General features: G+C 61.4%; 21 protein-coding genes. 15 read left to right on the forward strand and 6 right to left on the reverse strand.

The annotated features are described in order from the left end of the window. Window positions 1-89 precede the first annotated feature (89 nt). Window positions 90-1,142 carry an NAD(P)-dependent alcohol dehydrogenase gene (locus tag AC3RCP_RS10215; RefSeq protein ID WP_101337239.1) on the reverse strand — a complete coding sequence of 351 codons (1,053 nt, stop codon included), beginning with the start codon at window positions 1,140-1,142 and terminating at the stop codon, window positions 90-92. Window positions 1,143-1,322: 180 nt separating this feature from the next. On the opposite strand from AC3RCP_RS10215, the gene AC3RCP_RS10220 reads away from it, so the two are divergent. Then, on the forward strand, window positions 1,323-2,213 hold the full coding sequence (locus AC3RCP_RS10220; protein ID WP_101337240.1) for an AraC family transcriptional regulator: 891 nt from the start codon (window positions 1,323-1,325) through the stop codon (window positions 2,211-2,213). A 174-nt stretch (window positions 2,214-2,387) separates the two neighbouring features. Here the strand turns inward: AC3RCP_RS10220 and AC3RCP_RS10225 are convergent, their stop codons facing one another. Beyond that, window positions 2,388-4,052 carry an electron transfer flavoprotein-ubiquinone oxidoreductase gene (locus tag AC3RCP_RS10225; protein WP_062823162.1) on the reverse strand — a complete coding sequence of 555 codons (1,665 nt, stop codon included), beginning with the start codon at window positions 4,050-4,052 and terminating at the stop codon, window positions 2,388-2,390. Window positions 4,053-4,598: 546 nt separating this feature from the next. Here AC3RCP_RS10225 and AC3RCP_RS10230 point away from each other — a divergent pair. From AC3RCP_RS10230 to AC3RCP_RS10280, 11 genes are all read left to right on the forward strand, one after another. Beyond that, entirely contained in the window at window positions 4,599-5,348 is a 750-nt protein-coding gene (locus AC3RCP_RS10230) for an electron transfer flavoprotein subunit beta/FixA family protein (protein WP_007928126.1), read from the forward strand. Window positions 5,349-5,350: 2 nt separating this feature from the next. Beyond that, a complete protein-coding gene (locus tag AC3RCP_RS10235; RefSeq protein WP_009042879.1) occupies window positions 5,351-6,280 on the forward strand; it encodes an electron transfer flavoprotein subunit alpha/FixB family protein in 930 nt (309 codons plus the stop codon). A gap of 82 nt (window positions 6,281-6,362) precedes the next feature. Beyond that, window positions 6,363-7,187, forward strand: coding sequence for a substrate-binding periplasmic protein (locus AC3RCP_RS10240; protein WP_492571653.1), 825 nt, complete (start codon window positions 6,363-6,365; stop codon window positions 7,185-7,187). A 9-nt stretch (window positions 7,188-7,196) separates the two neighbouring features. Then, window positions 7,197-7,553: a DUF4398 domain-containing protein gene (locus AC3RCP_RS10245; protein WP_009042881.1), complete on the forward strand. Its 357-nt coding sequence runs from the start codon at window positions 7,197-7,199 to the stop codon at window positions 7,551-7,553. Beyond that, window positions 7,550-8,362, forward strand: a complete 813-nt coding sequence (locus tag AC3RCP_RS10250) for an OmpA family protein (RefSeq protein WP_101337242.1) — start codon at window positions 7,550-7,552, stop codon at window positions 8,360-8,362. The genes AC3RCP_RS10245 and AC3RCP_RS10250 overlap by 4 nt, the downstream gene beginning before the upstream one ends. Window positions 8,363-8,564: 202 nt before the next feature. Beyond that, the gene (locus AC3RCP_RS10255) at window positions 8,565-10,004 is read left to right on the forward strand and encodes an aminotransferase-like domain-containing protein (RefSeq protein WP_007928140.1); all 1,440 of its coding nucleotides are present in this window, start codon (window positions 8,565-8,567) and stop codon (window positions 10,002-10,004) included. Window positions 10,005-10,083: 79 nt separating this feature from the next. Then, complete coding sequence (locus tag AC3RCP_RS10260) at window positions 10,084-10,596, forward strand: translation initiation factor 2 (RefSeq protein WP_492571652.1); 513 nt, start codon at window positions 10,084-10,086, stop codon at window positions 10,594-10,596. Between the two features lie 168 nt (window positions 10,597-10,764). Further along, window positions 10,765-11,019, forward strand: a complete 255-nt coding sequence (locus tag AC3RCP_RS10265) for a YkgJ family cysteine cluster protein (protein WP_009042884.1) — start codon at window positions 10,765-10,767, stop codon at window positions 11,017-11,019. Between the two features lie 43 nt (window positions 11,020-11,062). After that, entirely contained in the window at window positions 11,063-11,671 is a 609-nt protein-coding gene (locus tag AC3RCP_RS10270) for an START domain-containing protein (protein WP_009042885.1), read from the forward strand. A gap of 113 nt (window positions 11,672-11,784) precedes the next feature. Continuing rightward, complete coding sequence (locus AC3RCP_RS10275; protein WP_007928144.1) at window positions 11,785-12,042, forward strand: hypothetical protein; 258 nt, start codon at window positions 11,785-11,787, stop codon at window positions 12,040-12,042. A gap of 222 nt (window positions 12,043-12,264) precedes the next feature. Next, on the forward strand, window positions 12,265-12,606 hold the full coding sequence (locus tag AC3RCP_RS10280) for a ribonuclease E inhibitor RraB (protein WP_009042886.1): 342 nt from the start codon (window positions 12,265-12,267) through the stop codon (window positions 12,604-12,606). 404 nt (window positions 12,607-13,010) lie between these two features. Here the strand turns inward: AC3RCP_RS10280 and AC3RCP_RS10285 are convergent, their stop codons facing one another. Then, the gene (locus AC3RCP_RS10285) at window positions 13,011-13,823 is read right to left on the reverse strand and encodes a c-type cytochrome (RefSeq protein WP_492571651.1); all 813 of its coding nucleotides are present in this window, start codon (window positions 13,821-13,823) and stop codon (window positions 13,011-13,013) included. Window positions 13,824-14,509: 686 nt separating this feature from the next. Between AC3RCP_RS10285 and AC3RCP_RS10290 the strand changes: the two genes are divergently transcribed. The 3 genes from AC3RCP_RS10290 (at window position 14,510) to AC3RCP_RS10300 (ending at window position 18,718) form a co-directional block, all read left to right on the forward strand. Continuing rightward, window positions 14,510-15,715 carry an acetyl-CoA C-acetyltransferase gene (locus AC3RCP_RS10290; RefSeq protein WP_492571650.1) on the forward strand — a complete coding sequence of 402 codons (1,206 nt, stop codon included), beginning with the start codon at window positions 14,510-14,512 and terminating at the stop codon, window positions 15,713-15,715. Window positions 15,716-15,740: 25 nt separating this feature from the next. Beyond that, window positions 15,741-17,885, forward strand: a complete 2,145-nt coding sequence (locus AC3RCP_RS10295; protein WP_101337246.1) for a 3-hydroxyacyl-CoA dehydrogenase NAD-binding domain-containing protein — start codon at window positions 15,741-15,743, stop codon at window positions 17,883-17,885. 104 nt (window positions 17,886-17,989) lie between these two features. After that, on the forward strand, window positions 17,990-18,718 hold the full coding sequence (locus AC3RCP_RS10300) for an amidotransferase (RefSeq protein ID WP_101337247.1): 729 nt from the start codon (window positions 17,990-17,992) through the stop codon (window positions 18,716-18,718). A gap of 80 nt (window positions 18,719-18,798) precedes the next feature. Here AC3RCP_RS10300 and AC3RCP_RS10305 read toward each other — a convergent pair whose 3' ends face one another. The 3 genes from AC3RCP_RS10305 to AC3RCP_RS10315 all read right to left on the reverse strand — a co-directional run bounded on the left by AC3RCP_RS10305 (window position 18,799) and on the right by AC3RCP_RS10315 (window position 21,542). Further along, window positions 18,799-19,770, reverse strand: a complete 972-nt coding sequence (locus AC3RCP_RS10305; protein ID WP_101337248.1) for a magnesium and cobalt transport protein CorA — start codon at window positions 19,768-19,770, stop codon at window positions 18,799-18,801. Between the two features lie 131 nt (window positions 19,771-19,901). Next, window positions 19,902-20,624 carry a lysophospholipid acyltransferase family protein gene (locus AC3RCP_RS10310; RefSeq protein ID WP_007928160.1) on the reverse strand — a complete coding sequence of 241 codons (723 nt, stop codon included), beginning with the start codon at window positions 20,622-20,624 and terminating at the stop codon, window positions 19,902-19,904. A gap of 228 nt (window positions 20,625-20,852) precedes the next feature. Then, window positions 20,853-21,542, reverse strand: coding sequence for a crotonase/enoyl-CoA hydratase family protein (locus AC3RCP_RS10315; RefSeq protein ID WP_007928161.1), 690 nt, complete (start codon window positions 21,540-21,542; stop codon window positions 20,853-20,855). Window positions 21,543-21,851: the final 309 nt, after the last annotated feature.

Genomic DNA, 21,851 nt, shown 5'->3' on the forward strand with positions numbered 1-21,851 from the left:
GACTCAGGCTTCCATAGGCGCGAAGCTTGCCCGCGATGGCATTTTTCCAGGTCTATCGCCATCGCGGGCAGCTTCCTACGGGACTGCGTTTATTGCTTGAGGGTCGCCATGTCGATGACGAAGCGGTATTTCACATCGCCGGCGATCATCCGCGCGTAAGCCTCGTTGATCTGGCGGATGTCGAGCATTTCGATGTCGCAGGTGATGTTGTGCTCGGCGCAGAAATCCAGCACTTCCTGGGTTTCGGCGATGCCGCCGATCAGCGAGCCGGCCAGCACGCGACGGCCCAGTACCAGCTTGGCCGCGTGCACGGGCGGGTCCACCGGCTCGATCAGGCCGACCAGGATGTGTACGCCGTCAAAACGCAGGGTATCCAGGTAGGGATTGAGGTCGTGTTGCACCGGGATAGTGTCCAGCAGGAAGTCGAAGCGGCCGGCCGCGGCCTTCATCTGCTCGGCATCGGTGGAGACGATCACATGATCGGCACCCTGGCGACGGGCTTCCTCGGCCTTGCTCGCCGAACGGGTGAACAGGGTCACTTGCGCGCCCAGGGCCTTGGCGAACTTGATACCCATGTGGCCCAGGCCACCCATGCCGAGAATGCCCACCTTGTCGCCGGCCTTCACCCCGTAATGCTTGAGCGGCGAGTAGGTGGTGATGCCCGCGCAGAGGATCGGCGCGGCGCTGGCCAGGTCGAGTTTCTCGGGAATGCGCACGACAAAGTGCTCGTTGACCACGATGCTGTCGGAGTACCCGCCCATGGTGTTGCTGCCGTCGACCCGGTCCGGGGTGGCGTAGGTCATGGTCGGGCCTTCCAGGCAGTATTGCTCCAGGTTGGCGGCGCAGGCTTCGCAATGCCGGCAGGAGTCGACCATGCAGCCGACGCCGACCAGGTCGCCCACCTTGTGCCTGGTCACTTGGGCGCCGACGGCGGTGACCTTGCCGACGATTTCGTGGCCTGGCATCAGCGGGTACACGGCGATGCCCCATTCATTGCGGGCCTGGTGGATATCGGAGTGGCAGACGCCGCAGTAGAGAATCTCGATGGCCACGTCGTCGGGACGCGGGCTGCGGCGCTGAAAACTCATGGGGGCGAGGGGAGTGGTGGCGGACTGGGCGGCGTAACCGATGGCTGTGTACATGATGAACCTCGCAAAAGCACTGACAGGTGAGGCGGGCCATTCTCGGCGCCGCTCCCTGGCGCGAACATGGCGATTCCTCGGCATGTCATGCCTATTCCTCCGCCATCGGCCATTTGCGCGCGGCATTGGCGTGCAGACCTGCGATGATGTTTTCATCCCTTTTCCCGTGAAGTTTTCCCCATGTTGTTGACCCGCCATCTCGATGCCAATGCCACCCTGGTGTCCCTGATCCAGCCTCTTGCGACCCGCGACGGTTTCGTTCCCACGGGGCTGCCTGGGGTCCAGGTGTTGCGAGCCAGTTGCGACGTGGCCCGCGGCCCGCATATCTACGAGCCGAGCCTGATGATCATCGTCCAGGGCAGCAAGCTGGCGTATCTGGGCCCGCGGACCCTGGAGTACGGCGCTGGGCATTACCTGATCCAGGCGCTGTCGGTGCCCTTCGAGTGCGAGACCTTCGCCATGCCCAATGCGCCGTTGCTGGGGGTGTCCATCGCCATCGACCGGGCGCTGTTGGGCGAGCTGGTGCTGGCGATGGGCGTTGCCGCGGGGCGCAGTGCCCAGGCGCAGACCCCGGAGTCGATGACCTCGGTGGTGCTCGACGACACGATGCGCGGTTGCGTGGAGCGCCTGCTGCGCTGCCTGCACGATCCTCTGGAGTGCAAGGTGATGGGCCAGGCGCGCTTGCGCGAATTGATGTTCACCGTCTTGCGCGGGCCGCAGGCCGATGTGCTGCGCGCGCTGGTGGAGCAGCACGGGCAGTTCGCGCGGATTTCCGCCTCGCTGAATCACTTGCACGAGCATTACACCGAGCCGCTGAACGTCGAGACCCTGGCCCGTTGCGCGAACATGAGCACCTCGACCTTTCATGAGCACTTCAAGCGCAGCACGCTGCTGTCGCCGGTGCAGTACCTCAAGCGCCTGCGCTTGCTCAGGGCGCAGCAGTTGCTGCTGGGAGAAGGGCTGGGCGTGGCCCAGGTGGCGCATCGGGTGGGCTACCAGAGCACCTCGCAGTTCAGCCGTGAATACAAGCGCTACTTCGAGCGCAATCCGGGGGATGAGCGAGCAGCGTGATGGGGGCGCTCGTCTGGAGGAGCGAGGCTTGCCCGCGATGAAGGGTGAGATGTTCTGACAGATACATCGCCAAGTCCTTATCGCACGCGAGCTGTGCTCCTACAGAAGCAGGGCAGTGGCGCCGGCAATAAAAAAGGCCCCCATTCGGGAGCCTTTTTTCTTCAAGCGTACGCCTTACATGTTCGGGTAAGTCGGACCGCCCGCGCCTTCCGGCGCGACCCAGGTGATGTTCTGCGCAGGGTCCTTGATGTCGCAGGTCTTGCAGTGCACACAGTTCTGGGCGTTGATCTGGAAGCGCTTCTCGCCGTCTTCCTTGGTGATCACTTCATACACCCCGGCCGGGCAGTAGCGTTGAGCAGGCTCATCGTACAGCGGCAGGTTCTTGCCGATCGGGATGCTCGGATCGGTCAGCTTCAGGTGGCAAGGCTGTTCTTCTTCATGGTTGGTGCCCGAGATGAACACCGAACTGAGTTTGTCGAAGCTGAGCTTGCCGTCCGGTTTCGGGTAGTCGATCTTCTTGCAGTCCGCGGCCAGCTTCAGGCAGGCGTAGTCCGGCTTGGTGTCGTGCAGGGTAAACGGCAGCTTGCCACCGAAGAGGTTCTGGTCGACCCAGTTGAAACCGCCACCGACGATAGCGCCGTACTTGTGGATCGCCGGGCCGAAGTTGCGGCTGGCGAACAGTTCTTCGTACAGCCAGCTGGACTTGAACGCTTCTACATAGGTGTTCAGCTCGTCGGCGCCTTCGGAACCGGCGAACAGCGCATCGGCCACGGCGTCAGCGGCGAGCATGCCGGACTTCATGGCGGTGTGGCTGCCCTTGATCTTGGCGAAGTTCAGGGTGCCCAGGTCGCAACCGATCAGCGCGCCGCCCTTGAACACCATTTTCGGCAGCGAGTTCAGGCCGCCTTTGCAGATGGCGCGCGCGCCGTAGCTGACGCGCTTGCCGCCTTCGAGGTACTGCTTGAGCACCGGGTGATGCTTGAGGCGCTGGAATTCGTCGAACGGCGACAGGTAGGTGTTGCTGTAGGACAGGTCGACGATCAGGCCGACCACCACCTGGTTGTTTTCCAGGTGATAAAGGAAGGAGCCGCCGGTGTTCTCGGTGCCCATGATGTCCAGCGGCCAGCCGGCGGTGTGGACCACCAGGCCTGGCTGATGCTTGGCCGGATCGATTTCCCAGATTTCCTTGAGGCCGATGCCGTAGTGCTGGGCGTCGGCGTCGCTGTCCAGGTTGAAGCGCTTGATCAGTTGCTTGCCGATGTGGCCACGGCAGCCTTCGGCGAACAGGGTGTACTTGCCACGCAGTTCCATGCCGGGGGTGTACAGGCCTTCCTTCGGATTGCCTTCGCGGTCGACACCCAGGTCGCCGGTGATGATCCCGCGGACCACGCCGTTCTCGTCGAACAGTGCTTCCTGGGCGGCGAAGCCCGGATAGATTTCCACGCCCAGGTTCTCGGCCTGCTGGGCCAGCCAGCGGCATAGATTGCCCAGGGAGATGATGTAGTTGCCTTCGTTGTGCATGGTCTTGGGCACAAAGAAGTCGGGAACTTTGGTCGCGCTGTCGGCGTTTTTCAGGACATAGATGTCATCGCGCTTGACCGGGGTGTTCAGCGGGGCGCCGAGTTCCTTCCAGTCCGGGAACAGCTCGTTCAGGGCGCGCGGTTCGAACACGGCGCCGGAAAGAATGTGAGCACCGACTTCGGAGCCTTTCTCGACCACGCAGACGCTGATTTCCTTACCGGCTTCGGCGGCCTTCTGCTTCAGTCGGCAGGCGGCGGACAAGCCAGCGGGGCCGGCACCGACGATGACCACGTCGAATTCCATGTATTCGCGTTCCACTAGGCTATCTCCTACTCAAGGCTCAACGGTTTTTTTCTAATTGGAGGTTGGGTGTCGCATCGATGGTTTTCTCCGCCAAACAGGGGAGGGGACAATGAACGACCCGCCTTTCTCTCTAGGCGGCGCATTATATCTACACCACTCTTAGCGTCCAATACAAACGTTTGTTTGAATTTGCTGCAGCCCATGTAAATCAAAGAAGCGCGGCTTATGACTGGCCATTTTGGCGTATTGACCAGAATAGGCGTTCCGGTCAAGATACGGTCGGTTTTGCGCTCGCCGTAGGCTGACTGTTGGTTTCAAGAGCACCTCTAAAGACAGGGCGAAGGCAGTACAAGGTGACGCAACGCGCAGTTTACACGCCGCGATAAAGAATGACCGGCCAGTCGCTACTGACGAACGGTCATCATCCCGTGAGCAAGGTCATCTGTCTGCTGTTGCAAGAGTCCATGCCAGCGTTTTTAGAGGTGCCCTTGTGCCCGATGAGCATCAACCGCCAGGTTCGCCTAGGCGACTTTCTTTTCACCGGAGAGTAACGAGGAATCCATGAAGGTTCTTGTAGCTGTCAAACGCGTTGTCGATTACAACGTCAAGGTTCGCGTCAAGGCGGACAATTCCGGCGTCGACCTCGCCAACGTCAAGATGTCGATGAACCCTTTCTGCGAAATCGCAGTGGAAGAAGCCGTACGCCTGAAAGAAAAAGGCGTAGCGACTGAAATCGTCGTCGTCTCCATCGGTCCCGCTACTGCTCAAGAGCAACTGCGTACCGCCCTGGCGCTGGGTGCCGATCGTGCCATCCTCGTCGAGTCCGCTGATGAACTGAACTCCCTGGCCGTGGCCAAGCTGCTCAAGGCCGTGGTCGACAAGGAACAGCCTCAACTGGTGATCCTTGGCAAGCAAGCCATCGACAGCGACAACAACCAGACCGGCCAGATGCTGGCAGCCCTGAGCGGTTACGCTCAAGGCACCTTCGCCTCCAAGGTCGAAGTGTCGGGCGACAAGGTTGCCGTGACCCGTGAAATCGACGGCGGCCTGCAAACCGTTTCGCTGAACCTGCCCGCGATCGTCACCACCGACCTGCGTTTGAACGAGCCGCGCTACGCGTCTCTGCCAAACATCATGAAAGCCAAGAAGAAGCCGCTTGAAGTGCTGACTCCTGATGCTTTGGGCGTTTCCACCGCCTCTACCAACAAGACCCTGAAAGTCGAAGCGCCGGCTGCACGCAGCGCGGGTATCAAGGTCAAGTCGGTCGCTGAACTGGTCGAGAAACTGAAAAACGAAGCGAAGGTAATCTGATCATGACTATCTTGGTAATCGCTGAACACGACAACAAGGTGCTGGCTCCGGCCACCCTGAACACCGTTGCCGCCGCTGCCAAAATCGGTGGCGACATCCACGTCCTGGTCGCTGGCCAGGGCGCTGGCGCTGTGGCTGAGGCCGCCGCGAAAATCGCTGGCGTGAGCAAAGTCCTGTCCGCCGACAACGCCGCTTACGCTCACCAACTGCCGGAAAACGTTGCCCCTCTGGTAGCAGAGCTAGGCAAGGGCTACAGCCACATCCTGGCCGCCGCCACTTCCAACGGCAAAAACATCCTGCCGCGCGTGGCCGCGCAGCTGGACGTCGACCAGATCTCCGAGATCATCTCGGTAGAAAGCGCCGACACCTTCAAGCGTCCGATCTATGCCGGTAACGCCATCGCTACCGTGCAATCGAACGCCGCCGTGAAGGTCATCACCGTGCGCGCCACCGGTTTCGATCCGGTTGCCGCCGAAGGCGGTTCGGCCGCTGTCGAAGCGGTTGCTGCCGCTCACGACGCAGGCAAATCGAGCTTTGTCGGCGAAGAGCTGGCCAAGTCCGACCGTCCTGAACTGACTGCTGCCAAGATCGTCATTTCCGGCGGCCGCGGCATGCAGAACGGCGACAACTTCAAACACCTGTACGCCCTGGCCGACAAGCTGGGCGCTGCCGTGGGTGCTTCGCGCGCCGCGGTCGACGCAGGTTTCGTACCCAACGACATGCAGGTCGGCCAGACCGGCAAGATCGTTGCGCCACAGTTGTACATCGCCGTCGGTATTTCCGGCGCGATCCAGCACCTGGCCGGTATGAAAGACTCCAAGGTGATCGTTGCGATCAACAAGGACGAAGAAGCGCCGATCTTCCAGGTGGCCGATTACGGCCTGGTGGCGGACTTGTTCGAAGCCGTACCAGAGCTGGAGAAGCTGGTCTAATCCAGCGGCTTCACTTATAAGAGAGCCCGGTCTTTTGGCCGGGCTTTTTTATTGTCTGGGATTTGAGTGGGAGAATTTCGCCATGGATCTGCGTCGCCTGGGTGGCCTGTCAGTGCTGTTGGGACTGACACTGATGCCGTTGTCGTCGATGGCCGCCGGTAAATGCGAGCGCCTGGTGGTGACCGGCAGTCCGGATGCCCCGCCGTATCTGTGGCGCGACCCGCAGGACCCCAGCCACCTGATTGGCGCCAGCGCCGAACTGCTGCAGCACGTGGCGCAGGAACTGGGGATCAAGGTCGAGTTGTTGTATGCCGGCAAACGCTCCGCCGCCCTGGACGAAGTGCGCAGCGGGCGCATGGACATGCTGGCTGACGCGCCGCTGACGGTGAGTGAGCTGGAAGCGCTGGACTACATTCATCCACCGCTGCTGGAGAACGATTTCCTGGTCTGGACCCGCAAGGGCTCGACGCTGAGCTACAGCCAGCCGTCGGACCTGCATGGGCATACCGGCGCATTGTCGGAAAGGGCGCGCCTGACGCCGCCCTTCGAGGCCTTCGCCAAGGAGCAATTGAGCCTGACCCGCATGCCGAATCTGACCCAGGCATTCCAGAAACTGTTGCTGGGGGAGGTGGAGTACGTAATGGCCGGACGCTACGCCGGCATGGCCCTGGCCCAGTCGCTGGGCATGGCCAACGATCTGCTGGTATTCCCGCAGCCTGCCGACAAACCTGGGCTGTTCCTGGCCATCTCGCACAACTCCGCCTGCAATGACCCATGGTTGCGCGGACAGTTGGCAAAAAAGATGACAGAATTGCCCGCGTCCGGTCTGACGGAAGCCGTGCTGCAGCGCAATCTCGAGCGTTGGAAGGCACAGTTGCAGCAACCTGTCAGCACCCCCAAACAGTAGGGATTTCTAGTGAGTATTCGACCTCTTTTCGCTGCCCTGGCCGTCCTGGCTCTGGCGGGTTGCGCAGCCGATCCGGCGCCGAATGAACAAATGCGCCTGACCGAACAAACCCTGGCCCAGGCCAAGGCCGTGGGAGCCACGGCAGAGGATGTGCCGGAAATGAAACTGGCCGAGGACAAATTCGCCCGCGCCCAACGCAACATGCAGGAAGAGTCGTTCAAGCACGCGCGCATGCGTGCCGAGCAGGCGGAACTGGATGCGCGCCTGGCCGAGGCGCGGGTCCTGACCCTGAAAAGCCAGGAACAGCTGAACCTCGTCCAGACCCGCATCACTCGTCTGCGCAAGCAGTTGGGAGATGCCCAATGAATCGCCTGACTCGAGTATTGGGTGGCGTGCTGCTGATCGCCTGCACCGGCCTCTACGGCTGTGCCGGGCAACGCAGCGAAGCAGCGCTGGAACAGGCCGGCGAGGACTTCCAGAAGGTCAAGGAAGATTCCAATGTGCTGCGCATCGCGCCCAAGGATGTGATCCGCGCCGGTGAGTCCCTGGCCCGGGCCGATCGCCTGTCCAGCTACTGGGGCAGCGGTTCGGATGTGGTGCACTACGCCTACCTCAGCCAGCGCTACAGCGAAATCGCCCGCGAGCACACCAACCAGGCACTGAACCAGGAGCAGGCGGCCAAGCTCGAACTCGAACGCCAGCGCCTGCAACTGGCCCTGCGCGAGGCCAAGCTGCTGAGCGTGCAGCAGCAGGGCAAGTGGTTGGAAGAGCAGATCATCAACCTGGCCACGACCCAGACCGATCGTGGGCTGGTGATGACCCTGGGCGATGTGCTGTTCGACACCGGCGAAGCGGAGCTGAAGAGCTCGGCCAACCGCACTGTGCTCAAGGTCGTGCAGTTTCTCCAGCTCAACCCCAAGCGTGTGGTGCGGATCGAGGGCTACACGGACAACACTGGCGACAAGCAGAGCAATCTGAAACTATCCCGCGACCGGGCCCAGGCCGTGGCCGATATCCTGGTCGACCTGGGGGTCGAGGAGAAACGGGTCCAGGTCGAAGGTTATGGCGATGAGTACCCGGTCGAGGCCAACGCCTCGGAACGTGGGCGGGCGCAGAACCGTCGGGTGGAAATTGTCTTCTCCGACGAGAAAGGCCAGTTAGGCGCCGCGCGCTAAGACGCGGGCCGTCAAAACAACCCGGTTTCCCTCGTGGAGCCGGGTTTTTTTGTGCCTGACGATTGGCACACAAAACAGTACAGTTTTTGCTGACACTGCCCTGTACGGTCGACTATTGTGGCAACTGTCCCAGTACACTTATGAACTGTTCCGGTATCGTCATCCACAAGAATAAAATGCCGGTGAAATCGAGTGCAGCGTCATGACCAATCTCTTGCTTTATCAACGTATCGCTCAGCAGCTGGCTGAAGATATCCGTCGTGGTGTGTACCAACCCGGGGAACGCGTACCCTCGGTACGCAAGATGAGTTCCCAGCTCAACGTCAGCCATGCCACGGTGCTCCAGGCCTACGCCAATCTCGAGGACCAGGGGCTGATCCGCGCCCGTCCGCAGTCGGGCTATTACGTGCACCAGACCCCGGCGCTGACCGCGCCGACCCCGGACATCGCCCGGGTCGAACGGCCGGGCCTGGTGACGCGCAGCAGCATCATTCATCAGGTGTTGGTGGAGTCGCGCCGTGAAGGCGTGTTTCCGCTGGGCGCCGCGGTGCCGAGCGTCGATTACCTGCCGGTGCGGGCGCTGCACCAGCAACTGGCCAAGGTCACCCGTTTCCACAGCCCGCGCGCCTTCAGCTACATGTTCAGCCCCGGCTTCGAGCCGTTGCGCCGACAGGTGGCGATTCGCATGCGCGACGCTGGCGTGGTGGTCGATCCGTCCGAAGTGGTGATCACCCACGGCTGCGTGGATGCCTTGCAGATGTCGTTGCGCGTGCTGACCCGCCCGGGCGACCTGATCGCGGCGGAGTCGCCGACTTACTACGGCCTGCTGCAACTGGCCGACCTGTTGGGGCTCAAGGTCATCGAGATTCCCAGCGACCCTTCCACCGGCATGAGCCTGGAAGCGCTGCAACTGGCGGCCAACCAGTGGTCGATCAAGGCCCTGGTGTTGACCACGCGCTTGAGCAATCCACTGGGCGGCACGATGCCGGAAGAGCGGCAGAAACAATTGCTGCGCCTGGCCTCGGATTTCGATATCCAGGTGGTCGAGGACGATATCTACGGCGAACTGATGTTCGAGGTCGGTCGTACCAAGGCGCTGAAAGCCTATGACCGGCTGGATCGGGTGATCTATTGCTCGAGCTTTTCCAAGACCCTGTCACCCGGCGTGCGCATCGGCTGGATGATTGCCGGCAAGTTCCAGCAGGAAATCCAGCGCTTGCAGACCTTCAGCACTCATTCGGCCTGCAGCGTCACCCAGATGGGCGTCGCGGCCTACTTGGAGAACGGCGGTTACGACCGGCATCTGCGCTTTATCCGCCAGGAGTACCGCAAGAACCTCAGCGCCTTTCAGTTGGCGGTGCAGCAGTACTTCCCGGAGGGCACGCAGATTACCCGTCCGAACGGCGGTTTCATTCTGTGGGTCAGCCTGCCGGGGCGGGTCAATACCCAGGAATTGCATGTCCGGGCATTGCAGCAGGGCATCAGTATCGCGCCGGGGCTGATCTTCAGTAATACCGAGCAGTTCAACCACTGCATTCGCCTCAACTGCGGTACCCCATGGAATCGCGAGGCCGAACGGGCACTGATGACCCTGGGCATGCTGGCCAGCCAACTGTGCCAGGAGGCCGCGGGCGGTTTTTGAAGGATCGGTTACCGCGCTTGTTTTCGCGCGGTCAACAGGCGAGCATATGGCTCTTTGCCGCCGATCCTGTTGTCTCTCTATGAAAGCGATTTTTCCTGTTGCCTGGGTATTGGTCAGTGTATTGAGTGCTTTCGGCATGGCCAGCGTTCTGGCGGCTCCGGCCCAGGAAAAGGTCGCGGCAAGCGCCACCGCGAATAAATCGCAGAAAACCGCGGCAGCCAAGAAAGCCGCGCCGGTAAAGAAGGCGGCAGTGACCAGCAAGGCCAAGCCCAAGGCCAAGGCACAGAAAAGGCGCGCGCCGATCGCTTCCAAGTCCAAGCCTGCCAGTGAGATCGTGAAGACGCGTTTGCCTTCGGCCAATGTGGATCTGAGCCTGCCGCCGGAAATGGTCAAGCAATTGCAGCCGATCGGTTCGGTCAACCAGCCCAAGCGCACCCCGTTGCTGCCGCCGATGTTCGGCGAGAAACCCAAGGACGACAGTCCGTTCCAGCTCAACGGTCGCTTGCTGAGCAACGAAATGCAGTTGCAGCTGCGCAATGACGAACGGCGTGATGTGGAAGGCGCGGCGCTGGATTTCGAGTTCAAGCAGTAAACCCTCATCCTGACTGTGACCCGCAGCCCTGACGCTTTGTCGGAGACTGGTCAGTCACGCGAGCCTGAGCATAAAAACCAGTGGGCGGCCAATTTCAAACGGCTGTTTTAGCGGTTACTCTAGTCCGCGTCATTTCAATACTTTGCCCGTCGCGAGGAGCTTGTCGTCATGAACTGCCGTGAAGGCTGTGGCGCCTGTTGCATTGCCCCTTCCATCAGTACCCCGATTCCTGGAATGCCCAATGGCAAACCGGCCGGAGAACGTTGCATCCATCTTTCTGTCGAACTGCTGTGCGGTTTGTTCGGCCAACCCGAACGGCCCGCCGTCTGTGGTGCGTTCCAGGCCGATGTCGAAGTCTGCGGCGACAGCCGGGAAGAGGCTATCCGCTTGTTGGGCTGGTGGGAGCAAATGACGGCGGCGTGAAGTGTTTGAAATGAACGGAACTTCAACAATAAGGAATAAGACAATGGGTTCGCTGCATCGAATTGCTGTGCTCTGTGGGTTGACCGTTCTGCTCTCGGCAACCGCCCACGCCGAAGATTGGCAAACGGCCAAGGATGAAGACGGCATCAAGGTCTCCTTGAGTGAAGTGGCCGGCTCCAAATACAAGGCCTACCGGGGCGTGACCACCATGAAAACCAGCGTGGCCAAGCTGCGCGCTTTGCAGGACGACGTGACGGGCGCCTGCGCCTGGATTCACGAATGCAAGTCGCAGAAACTGCTCAAGCACGAAGGCGAGCAGAGCTGGACCTACACTCAGTTCAATACCCCATGGCCGGTCACACCGCGTGATTCGGTGCTGCACGTCACCACCAGCGAAGCGGCCGACGGCAGCCTGACCCGCAAGCTCGAAGGCGTACCGACCTACATTCCCGAGGAGAAAGGTTTCGTGCGTGTCGCCCAGGTCGAAGGCTTCTGGAAGTTCGTGCCCAAGGGCGCGGACCAGGTCGAAGTGACCTATCAGGTGCACACCGAACCGGGCGGCAGCGTGCCGTCCTGGCTGGCCAACAAGTTTGTCGTGGATGCGCCGTTCAACACCCTCAAGGCATTGAAGGCGCGCGCCGAGAAACCGTAAGCGCCGACCGTTGCGAAAAGGCTGCCCCAGGGCAGCCTTTTTTAATGGCACCGCCGGGCCTTTGGTTTGAACGATCCTTGGTTCTTCAGGGTCGACATCTTGTGAGTCCATCCATGGGCTTCATCAAGGAGGCACTGATGCAAAAGTGGCAAGTCACTTTCGTTGACGATCATGGTGTCCAGTCAGTCGAGCAGTTCGACTGTGAGCAGCAGCCCAGCATGGAGGAGGCGGCACAATTGATTCGCGCAAAGCTTCTGCCGGTTCCGGCCGAGCTTGACCTCAACGATCTGGAAGGGCGCACCGACGACCCTACGCTCAAGAGCCTGAAAGATCAGAACAGCATTCAAATCCTCAGCATTACGCCGATTTAATCTTTAATGCGCAAAGCTCCACCGAGCTTTAACCCAGACCTTGGCAGCGCCTGCGTCTTGGCGCTACTCTGCATTCGAGATCAGCGAATGAATCGCTAAGGTCTGGTCTTGTCAGCTACATGCTTGTTTCCTGGCGGCGATCTTCTCGCCGCAAGCCTGCACCGTGCGGTGACAGGCAAGGGAGTACGGAAAGTCTATCCATCGGTTTGAGGAGGACGTTTCATGAGCACAGCCTATCAAGAAGACATCAGCAGCAGCGTGCTGCGCCGCATGAAAGAAGGCGGTTTCGACTTTTCACGATTCCATCCCATCGAGTTCTACGCCATTTTCCCGGACGAGGAGCGGGCACGCAGGGCGGCAGGGCAGTTCCGCGGTGAATCCTTGAATGCCCAGGTCAGCGTGCGCGATGACGGCGCCTGGTACCTGGAGCTGAGCAAGGTGATGTACGCCACCTACGGCGGCATCGGCGATTTCGAGCAGGACTTTGAAGCGGTGGTCGCGCCCCTGGGCGGGATCATTGAAGGTTGGGGCGTGAAGCAGGAGGTTCGAGGGCGACTCGTTTAGTGCATATGAATAGCGTCAAGACTCAGCATCGGCTGACCTTCGGGTCGGCCGATTTCGTTTCTGCCCCCGGGATCCTACAAAAAAGCGGGTAAAAAAAGGCCACCCGCTGAGGGTGGCCAAAAGGGAAGACCGGTAGGAGAGGAAACCGGTCGGGGACATTCCGGGGCCGGCTGCCATTGGCGCCATGAAGGGTGGGGCGTCGACTGCGCACCGTGGTGGTACTGAGGTCATCTGCGCTGCTGCAGCGAATTTTGCGCAGTTTTGCCCAAGCGGTGAAATCAAGTCTGGCTATGCCGTCGATAGCCACTGCATTGCAATGGAGCGCTTGCCGGGGAGCACGCCCGACTGTAAGGAACGAGGCTTGCCTGCGATGGCATTCTGGACAGCACCTCACCAAGCCAGCTTTATTGCCCAGGCTGCTTGCGTCCCGCCATATGCTTCAGATACCCCACCAGCAACTCCAGCTCGGCATCCGGCAATACGCTGCTTGCGAAGGCCGGCATCTTCGCCTGTGGCCAGCGGCGCAGGCTCTGTGGGTCACGGATATAACGCTTGAGGAAGTCCGCACCGAAATACTCGGTGGGGCTGTAGGGGATATTCAGGTCCGGGCCGAACTGCGAGTCGCCGGCGCCGTTGAGGCGATGGCAAGCCAGGCAGTTCTTCTGGAACAGGGCGAAGCCCTGGTTCACCGGGTCGCCGGCCGCCAGTGTGGGGTCCGGGCGCAGGACCGGAAAACGCTCGGCCACCGGCGCCAGGCGCTTGATACTCGCCACTTCGAACGGCCATTGCTCGGGGCTGATATGACCGGCCTGCGGGTTGGTCCACACCAGGTAAAAAGGCCCGGCGCTGTGCTTGCCTTCAGCCAGGGGCGGCCAGGGCTTGGCCGGGTCTTCGATGGCCAGCCAGGCCTGGGCGCCGTCCTGGTTGAGCAGGGGGGCGGCGGGCAACTCGGCGGCGAAACCGTCCAGGGCGACAGCCTGCAGATGGTCATCAGCCTTGATGTCGGTGAGCAGGGCCGAGATCGGCACCGCGCGGTAACTCATGTCGCGTTTGTACGACACGTCATCCTTGACGGTGACGGTCCGGGCCTGAGGGTGCTTGAGCAGTTCTTCGGTCTGCCAGGTGCGACTGCCGGCCCCCAGTTCCAGGGTCAGCTGCGCGGCATGCACGGGTGTGGTGAGCAGCAGGGCGCTGCACAGGAGGATAAGAGATTTCAATTGATCGCTGTTCCGTCGCAGGGGTGGAGAGCAGCGCGTACGGCCTGTCTCCAGTTTTCTGATAAGCGCGACGACACCCTGATTCAGCGTGGCCGCGGCGTCAGAAAGAGTGGCACACAAGCGCCTGCCTCGGTAGCGAACCGGAGCACAAAGATGCAATTGCGTGACGGGATGGCCACGCCTCTAGCCGATCACTTTGGTGAGATTCGGCAAAATCAGAAGCAAGGTGGTTGCGAACAGAATGAGCCCCGCTTGACGGACTTTCGAATGCTTGAACATGGCTGAATGCCTTTTGTTGTTATTCCTGAACATCAAATGCATGCCTGCCGCTTCACTCTGGTCAGGCGATGTGTCCCTTTTTTACGCGTGCACCGGCAAGACCCGGCTGCAACGATTCACTGCCTACAGTTCCTACCTTAGGGGCCTTGTAACCCTTGGCTTAGATCCATTTCATATCAGCTAATAGACGAATGCTTTAAAAAACGCATGAGGCTTATTGCCATCTTCTTGCCCGGCCTTTGTCTAGACAGTTCCGTTATGCGGCGGGCGGAATCCATTAGCTCACTACCGTTCGTCTGAGCGTGACCGTCAAGGTCAGTGAGCGCATCGGTCATTGAATCCGGGGCTCTCGGGGCCAAGAGTGGGAGCCCTGTCATCATTCATCTGCACAGCGGTTCGAGGACGTCATGACCCAGGCTTTGATATTCGATGCATTACGCACCCCCCGTGGCAAAGGCAAGGCCGACGGCGCCTTGCACAGCGTCAAGCCGGTGAACCTGCTGGCCGGGCTGCTCGATGCTCTGCAGCGGCGTAGCGAACTCGACACCAGCCAGGTCGACGACATCGTGCTCGGCTGCGTGACGCCGATCGGCGACCAGGGGGCCGACATCGCCAAGACCGCGGCGCTGGTCGCCGACTGGGACGTCAGCGTGGCCGGAGTGCAGATCAACCGCTTTTGCGCCTCGGGCCTCGAGGCGGTGAACCTGGGCGCGATGAAAGTGCGCTCCGGCTTCGAGGACCTGGTGGTGGTCGGCGGCGTCGAGTCGATGTCGCGGGTGCCCATGGGCAGCGACGGCGGTGCCTGGGTGCTTGACCCGCAAACCAATATGCACAGTCATTTCACCCCGCAAGGCATAGGCGCGGACCTGATCGCGACCCTGGAAGGCTTCAGCCGTGAGGATGTCGATACCTTTGCCCTGCAGTCCCAGCAAAAGGCCGCGCGGGCCAGGGCGGCGGGGGCTTTCAGCAAGTCCCTGGTGCCGGTGCAAGACCAGAACGGCATCGTCCTGCTGGATCATGATGAGTTCATACGCGCCGATTCCACCCTCGACGGCCTGAGCAAGCTCAAGCCCAGCTTCGAGATGATCGGCCAGATGGGTTTCGACGCCACCGCCTTGCGGGTCTACAGCCATGTCGAGCGCATCCACCACGTGCACACCCCGGGCAACAGCTCAGGGATAGTCGACGGCGCGGCGCTGATGCTGATCGGTTCCGAAGCCAAGGGCCAGGCGCTGGGCCTCAAGCCGCGGGCGCGGATCGTCGCCACGGCGGTCACCGGCACCGATCCGACCATCATGCTCACCGGGCCGGCGCCAGCCACCCGCAAGGCGCTGGCCAAGGCCGGGCTGCGGGTCGAGGACATCGACCTGTTCGAGGTCAACGAGGCCTTCGCCTCGGTGGTACTGAAGTTCATCAAGGACATGGCCATCGACCCTGGCAAGGTCAACGTCAATGGCGGCTCCATCGCCATGGGCCACCCGCTGGGCGCCACCGGCTGCGCGATCCTCGGCACCTTGCTCGACGAGCTGGAAGCACGGCGCCAGCGTTACGGCCTGGCGACCCTCTGCGTTGGTGGCGGCATGGGTATCGCCACCATCATCGAACGCCTCTGAGCCCTGACTTCAAGGAAACACTTTCATGACCCAAGCCATCCGTTACGAAAAGGGCCAGGACCAGATCGTCGTTCTGACCATCGACATGCCGGGCCAGAGCGCCAACACCATGAACGCGGTGTACCGCGAGGCCATGGCCGCCTGCGTGGCCCGCCTGCAAGCCGAGCAGGAATCGATTGCCGGGGTGATCGTCACTTCGGCGAAAAAGACCTTCTTCGCCGGCGGCGACCTCAATGAATTGATCAAGGTCGGCAAGCCCGAAGCCCAGGCCTTCTATGACATGGTGCTGACTCTCAAGGGCCAGCTGCGGGCCCTGGAGACCCTGGGCAAGCCGGTGGTAGCGGCGATCAACGGCGCGGCCCTGGGCGGTGGCTGGGAGATCTGCCTGGCCTGCCATCACCGGGTGGCGCTGGACGATTCGTCGCTGCAGGTCGGCCTGCCGGAAGTGACCCTCGGCCTGCTGCCGGGCGGTGGCGGGGTGGTGCGCATGGTGCGTTTGCTGGGGCTGGAAAAAGCCCTGCCGTATCTGCTGGAAGGCAAGAAGGTCCGACCGCAGCAGGCGCTGAAAGCCGGCCTGATCGACCAACTGGCCAGCGACCGCGACGACCTGCTGGCCAAGGCCAGGGCGTGGATTGTCGCCAACCCGGCGGCCAAGCAGCGCTGGGACGTGGCCGGCTACCAGATCCCCGGGGGCACGCCGTCGCACCCGAAAGTCGCGCAGATGCTGGCCATCGCGCCGTCGATTCTGCGCAGCAAGACCCAGGGCTGCCTGCCGGCGCCGGAGAAAATTCTCTGTGCGGCAGTGGAGGGCGCCCAGGTCGATTTCGATACCGCGCAGTTGATCGAAGCCCGCTATTTCACCGAGCTGACCACCGGCCAGGTGGCGAAAAACATGATCGGCACCTTCTGGTTCCAGCTCAACGAGATCAATGCCGGTGGCTCCCGGCCCCAAGGCTTCGCGCCCTATGTGACCAGGAAGGTCGGGGTGCTCGGTGCCGGGATGATGGGCGCCGGGATTGCCTATGTCAGCGCTGTGGCCGGCATCGAGGTGGTGCTCAAGGACATCAGCCTGGCGGCGGCCGAGAAGGGCAAGGCCCATTCGGCGGCGTTGCTGGAGAAGAAGGTCGCCCGTGGCCAATTGAGCGCCGAGCAGCGTGACGCCACGCTGGCGCGGATCCGAACCACCGAGCAGGACGCCGACCTGGCCGGGTGCGACCTGATTATCGAGGCGGTGTTCGAGGATCGCGAGCTCAAGGCCAGGGTCTCGGCGGCGGCGCAGCAGGTGGTGGGGGCACAGGCGGTGATTGCGTCCAACACCTCGACCTTGCCGATCAGCGGCCTGGCCAGGGCCGTACCGGATCAAGGCAAGTTCATCGGCCTGCATTTCTTCAGCCCGGTGGAAAAAATGCCCCTGGTGGAAATCATCAAGGGCGAGCAGACCAGTGACGAAACCCTGGCGCGCGGTTTCGACTTCGTCCAGCAGATCAAGAAGACCCCGATCGTGGTCAACGACAGCCGCGGCTTTTTCACTTCGCGGGTGTTCGGCACTTTCACCAACGAAGGTATCGCCATGCTCGGTGAGGGTGTGGCCGCGCCGATGATCGAGACCGAGGCGCGCAAGGCGGGTATGCCGATCGGCCCGCTGGCGATCTGCGACGAGGTTTCCCTGAGCCTGCTGAGCCATATCCGCCAACAGACCGCCAAGGACCTGCAGGCCGAAGGCAAGCCGTTGCCGGAGCATCCGGCCTTCGCCGTGATCGACCTGCTGCTCAATGAATACAAGCGCCCAGGCAAGGCCGCGGGCGGCGGTTTCTACGACTACCCGGCCGGGGCGCAGAAACACTTGTGGCCGCAGCTGAAAACCCGCTTCGAGAAAGCCGATGGGCAGATTTCGCCGCAGGACGTGCGCGATCGGTTGTTGTTCGTGCAGGCCATCGAAACCGTGCGTTGTGTGGAGGAGGGCGTATTGCGCTCGACGGCCGATGCCAATATCGGCTCGATCTTCGGTATCGGCTTCGCGGCCTGGACTGGCGGGGCCTTGCAGTTCATCAACCAGTACGGCCTGAAGGACTTTATCGCCCGGGCCCAGTACCTGGCCGAGCAATATGGCGAGCGTTTCGCGCCGCCGGCGCTGCTGCTGGAGAAGGCCGCCAAGGGCCAGTTGTTCTGAGGCTGAAGGGACTGAAGTGATGCATCGCGGGGCTTGCCTTGATCGGGCGTTTCAAGGCAGGCTCTGGGGTGTTCATTATTCCCATCACGTGTCAGGTATTTTTTATGTCGCTACGCATCTGCATTCTGGAAACCGACATCCTGCGTCCAGAATTGGTCGATCAATATCAGGGTTACGGGCAGATGTTTCAGCGCCTGTTTTCACAGCAGCCCATCGCTGCCGAATTTACCGTCTACAACGTGATGCAGGGCCACTACCCGAGCGACGACCAAAGCTTCGACGCTTACCTGGTCACGGGGAGCAAGGCCGACTCCTTCGGTACCGACCCTTGGATTCAAACCCTCAAGACCTACCTGCTGGAGCGCTATCAGCGCGGCGACAAACTGCTGGGCATCTGCTTTGGCCATCAGTTGCTGGCGTTGCTGCTGGGCGGCAAGAGCGAACGCGCGACCCAGGGCTGGGGCGTGGGTACCCACAACTACAAGCTGGCGGCCAAGGCGCCGTGGATGAGCCCGGTGGTGGAAGAGTTGACGCTGTTGATCAGCCATCAGGACCAGGTGACTGCCTTGCCGGAAAACGCCACGGTGATCGCGTCCAGCGATTTCTGCCCGTTCGCCGCCTATCACATCAATGACCAGGTGCTGTGCTTCCAGGGCCACCCGGAGTTCATCCATGACTATTCGCGAGCCTTGCTGGACCTGCGCCAGCAGCACCTGGGCGAACAGGTCTATCAAAAGGGCATCGCCAGTCTGGACCGGGATCATCACGGCAGCACCGTTGCCGAGTGGATGATGCGTTTTGTGGCGCACAAGCCGCAGGCCGGATCGGTTTGAATCCATAGCCGCATCGCTGGCCGGCTCGCTTCTACAACGGCCTCAAGGCCCTTGCAGGAGCGTCCAGCCCGGTTCCGTTGTCAGAGCCACCCCGAGCGCTTGAAGCTCGCCCACAACCCCGTACAGCCCAGCACCAGAAACGCCAGCACACCGAAGTAGCCGTAGTGCATCTTCAGCTCGGGCATGTTGTCGAAGTTCATTCCGTAGATCCCCGCCACTGCGGTCGGGAACGCGAGGATCGCCGCCCAGGCGGCGAACTTGCGTTGCACCACGCTTTGTCGCGAAGCCTCCAGCAGGACGCCGATCTCGATGGTCTGGCTGGCGATGTCGCGCAAGGTCGCCAGGTCTTCCATCTGCCGGGTGACATGGATCTGCACGTCGCGAAAGTACGGGCGCATGTTCTTGTCGATAAAGGGGAAGCTGAGCTTCTGCAGCTCTTCGCTGATCTCCACCATGGGCGCTACATAACGGCGCAGGCGCAGCACATCGCGGCGCAGGCTGTGGAGGTGCTGGATATCCCCCTCGTTGAGCGAACTGCACAGCACGCTGTGCTCCAGTTCGTCGATCTCGGCATGGATCGCTTCGCTGACCGGCTGGTAGTTCTCGGTGACGAAATCCAGTAGCGCGTAGAGCACGAAGTCTTCGCCGTGCTCCAGCAGCAGCGGTCGTGCCTCGCAGCGCTGACGCACGAACCCATAGGATTTGGAGTGGCCATTGCGGGCAGTGATGATGTAGCCATTGCCGGCAAAGATATGGGTTTCGATGAACTCCAGCTTGCCGGCTTCGCGCACCGGGGAGTAGGTGACGATAAACAGCGCGTCGCCGAAGGTTTCGAGTTTCGGCCGGCTGTGTTTTTCCAGGGCGTCCTCGATGGCCAGTTCGTGCAGGTTGAACTGGCGTTGCAGATTGGCCAGTTCCTGGGCGTTGGGTTCTTCGAGGCCGATCCAGACGAAGTGCCCGGGTTTGGCAGCCCAGGCCGCCCCTTCGTCGAGGGTGATGTCAGTGACTTTTTTACCCGCGCTGTAGACTGCGGCGGCAACAACTCTACCCATGGTTCCTGTTCGCTTCTTCTTATCGAAATGAGGAGTGAGACTTCGTGCAGCTTAGCCCCATGACTGATCAGAGTCAGCCTGTTGGGCGGAGTTCGCCGGCAATAAAAAAGCCCGCTCGCGGCGGGCTGTTTTCAGGCGGTCTGTAGCTGGCGGTCCATCGACTCGATGCACTCGCGCATCTGTTCGCGACACTGTTCGATCAGCCTCGGCATGTCGTCCAGGCTCAGCCCGGCGGTGGGGATCGCCGGCAGCGAGCGGATCAGGATCCTGCCACTGCGCCAGCGGTTGAGACGCATGTGGCGGATGTAGCTGCTGGCGCACACCGGGACGATCGGCACGCCGGCGGCGATGGCCATCTGGAAGGCGCCTTTCTTGAACGGCAGCAGGTCCTCGCCGAGGTTGCGGGTGCCTTCCGGGAAGACCCAGATCGAGGTGTCCTTGTGTTGCAGGGTGTGGGTAGTGGTCAGCATCGAGCGGCGCGCCTTGTGCGCGTTGCCACGGTCGATCAACACATTGCCCGCCAGCCAGAACAACTGGCCGAACAGCGGCACCCATTTCAGGCTCTTTTTACCGATGCACACGGTGCGCCGGGGCACCACGTTGCCGAACACGAACAGGTCGTAGTTGGACTGGTGGTTGGCGATGATCACGCAGCTCTTGGGCTTGTCCATCAGCGGCCCGACTTCGGCCTTGACCCGCAGGCGCAGAATGCACATGGCCGGCAAGGCATACAGGCGCGCGCACAGGCGGCTGTTATCCGGGTTGAACGGGCGGCATAGCCCCAGCACTACGCCGAGAATCCCCGCTGCAACAAAATGCAGGCCCATCAATAACATACGAAACAGATACAGCATCTACAGGCCCACCGGGGACAAAAGGTGGCGCAGTGTACGGATGTGCACTGTTTTCGGCAATTACCTGTATAGAAGGAGAAGATGGCCGATGTTTAAGCGCATGTTTCCGACTCTTTGCTCAGCGGCGAACTAGAGCGTCGCACAGTCTTTCTCGCGGTGCGGGCATAAAGGTGCGGGCATAAAAAAGCCCGACGCGCAGGTCGGGCTGGTGGGCGGCGGGCCCAGGCTTCAGCCCAGGTGTTCCTGATCGAGGATGATCGCGTTGTCCAGGGCTTCCAGCAGCGCCTTGCGCACTTTCAGCTTGGTGTTCTTGTGGGCGGTCATGTTGATCTTCTTCAACTGGCGCGCGGCGGCCAGGGCGGCGCCCTGCAGCTCCTCGACGCTCACCACCTTATCGAGGAAACCGGCATCCACCGCGCCTTGCGGGTCGAACATCTCGCCATTGATCACCGAGCGGTGCAGCGCGGATTTGCGCAGGCGGTCACGGGCCAGCTCGATGCCGGCGTGGTGCATGGTCATGCCGATCTGCACTTCGTTCAGGCCAATGCTGAACGGGCCTTCGACGCCGATGCGGTAGTCCGCGGACAGCAGCAGGAACGCGCCCTTGGCCACGGCGTGCCCAGGGCAGGCGACGATGACGGGGAAGGGGTGCGACAGCAGGCGACGGGCCAGGGTCGAACCCGAGGTCACCAGGCTTACGGCTTCTTTAGGGCCGGCGGTCATCACTTTCAGGTCGTAGCCGCCCGACAGAATGCCGGGCTGCCCGGTGATGATCACCACCGCGCGATCGGTGACGGCCTGGTCCAGCGCGGCATTGAAGGCGGCAATCACGTCCGGGGAAATGGCATTGACCTTGCCATTGCTCAAGGTCAGGGTCGCGATACCGTCTTCGAGGTGGTAAGAAATCAACTCACTCATGACGCAATTCCTTGTATTGAAGTGGGGCAGACGTTACCCACGGTCACAGGTCAGGTAAAGCGCTGTGACTGACTGGTGAGTCAGCCCTTTCTGGCCTGACAAGCGTAGCCGGCCACCTGGGGCGCGGATCGGCCCTCCTATATAGCTGCCAGCCAGGCCAGAGATTGGCCGGTTTGCCATGGCGCTGATGCCAGCGCAGTACCACAATCCGAAGAAATGTCTTAAGCGCATGAAAATTCTCAAAAAAACCTTTGCCATCAGAAAAGCTTTCGACTACATTAGCGCGCCTCGACAGACTGAATCGGTTTG

The sequence above is a fragment of the Pseudomonas sp. GW822-FHT05A08 genome, from assembly GCF_058800485.1.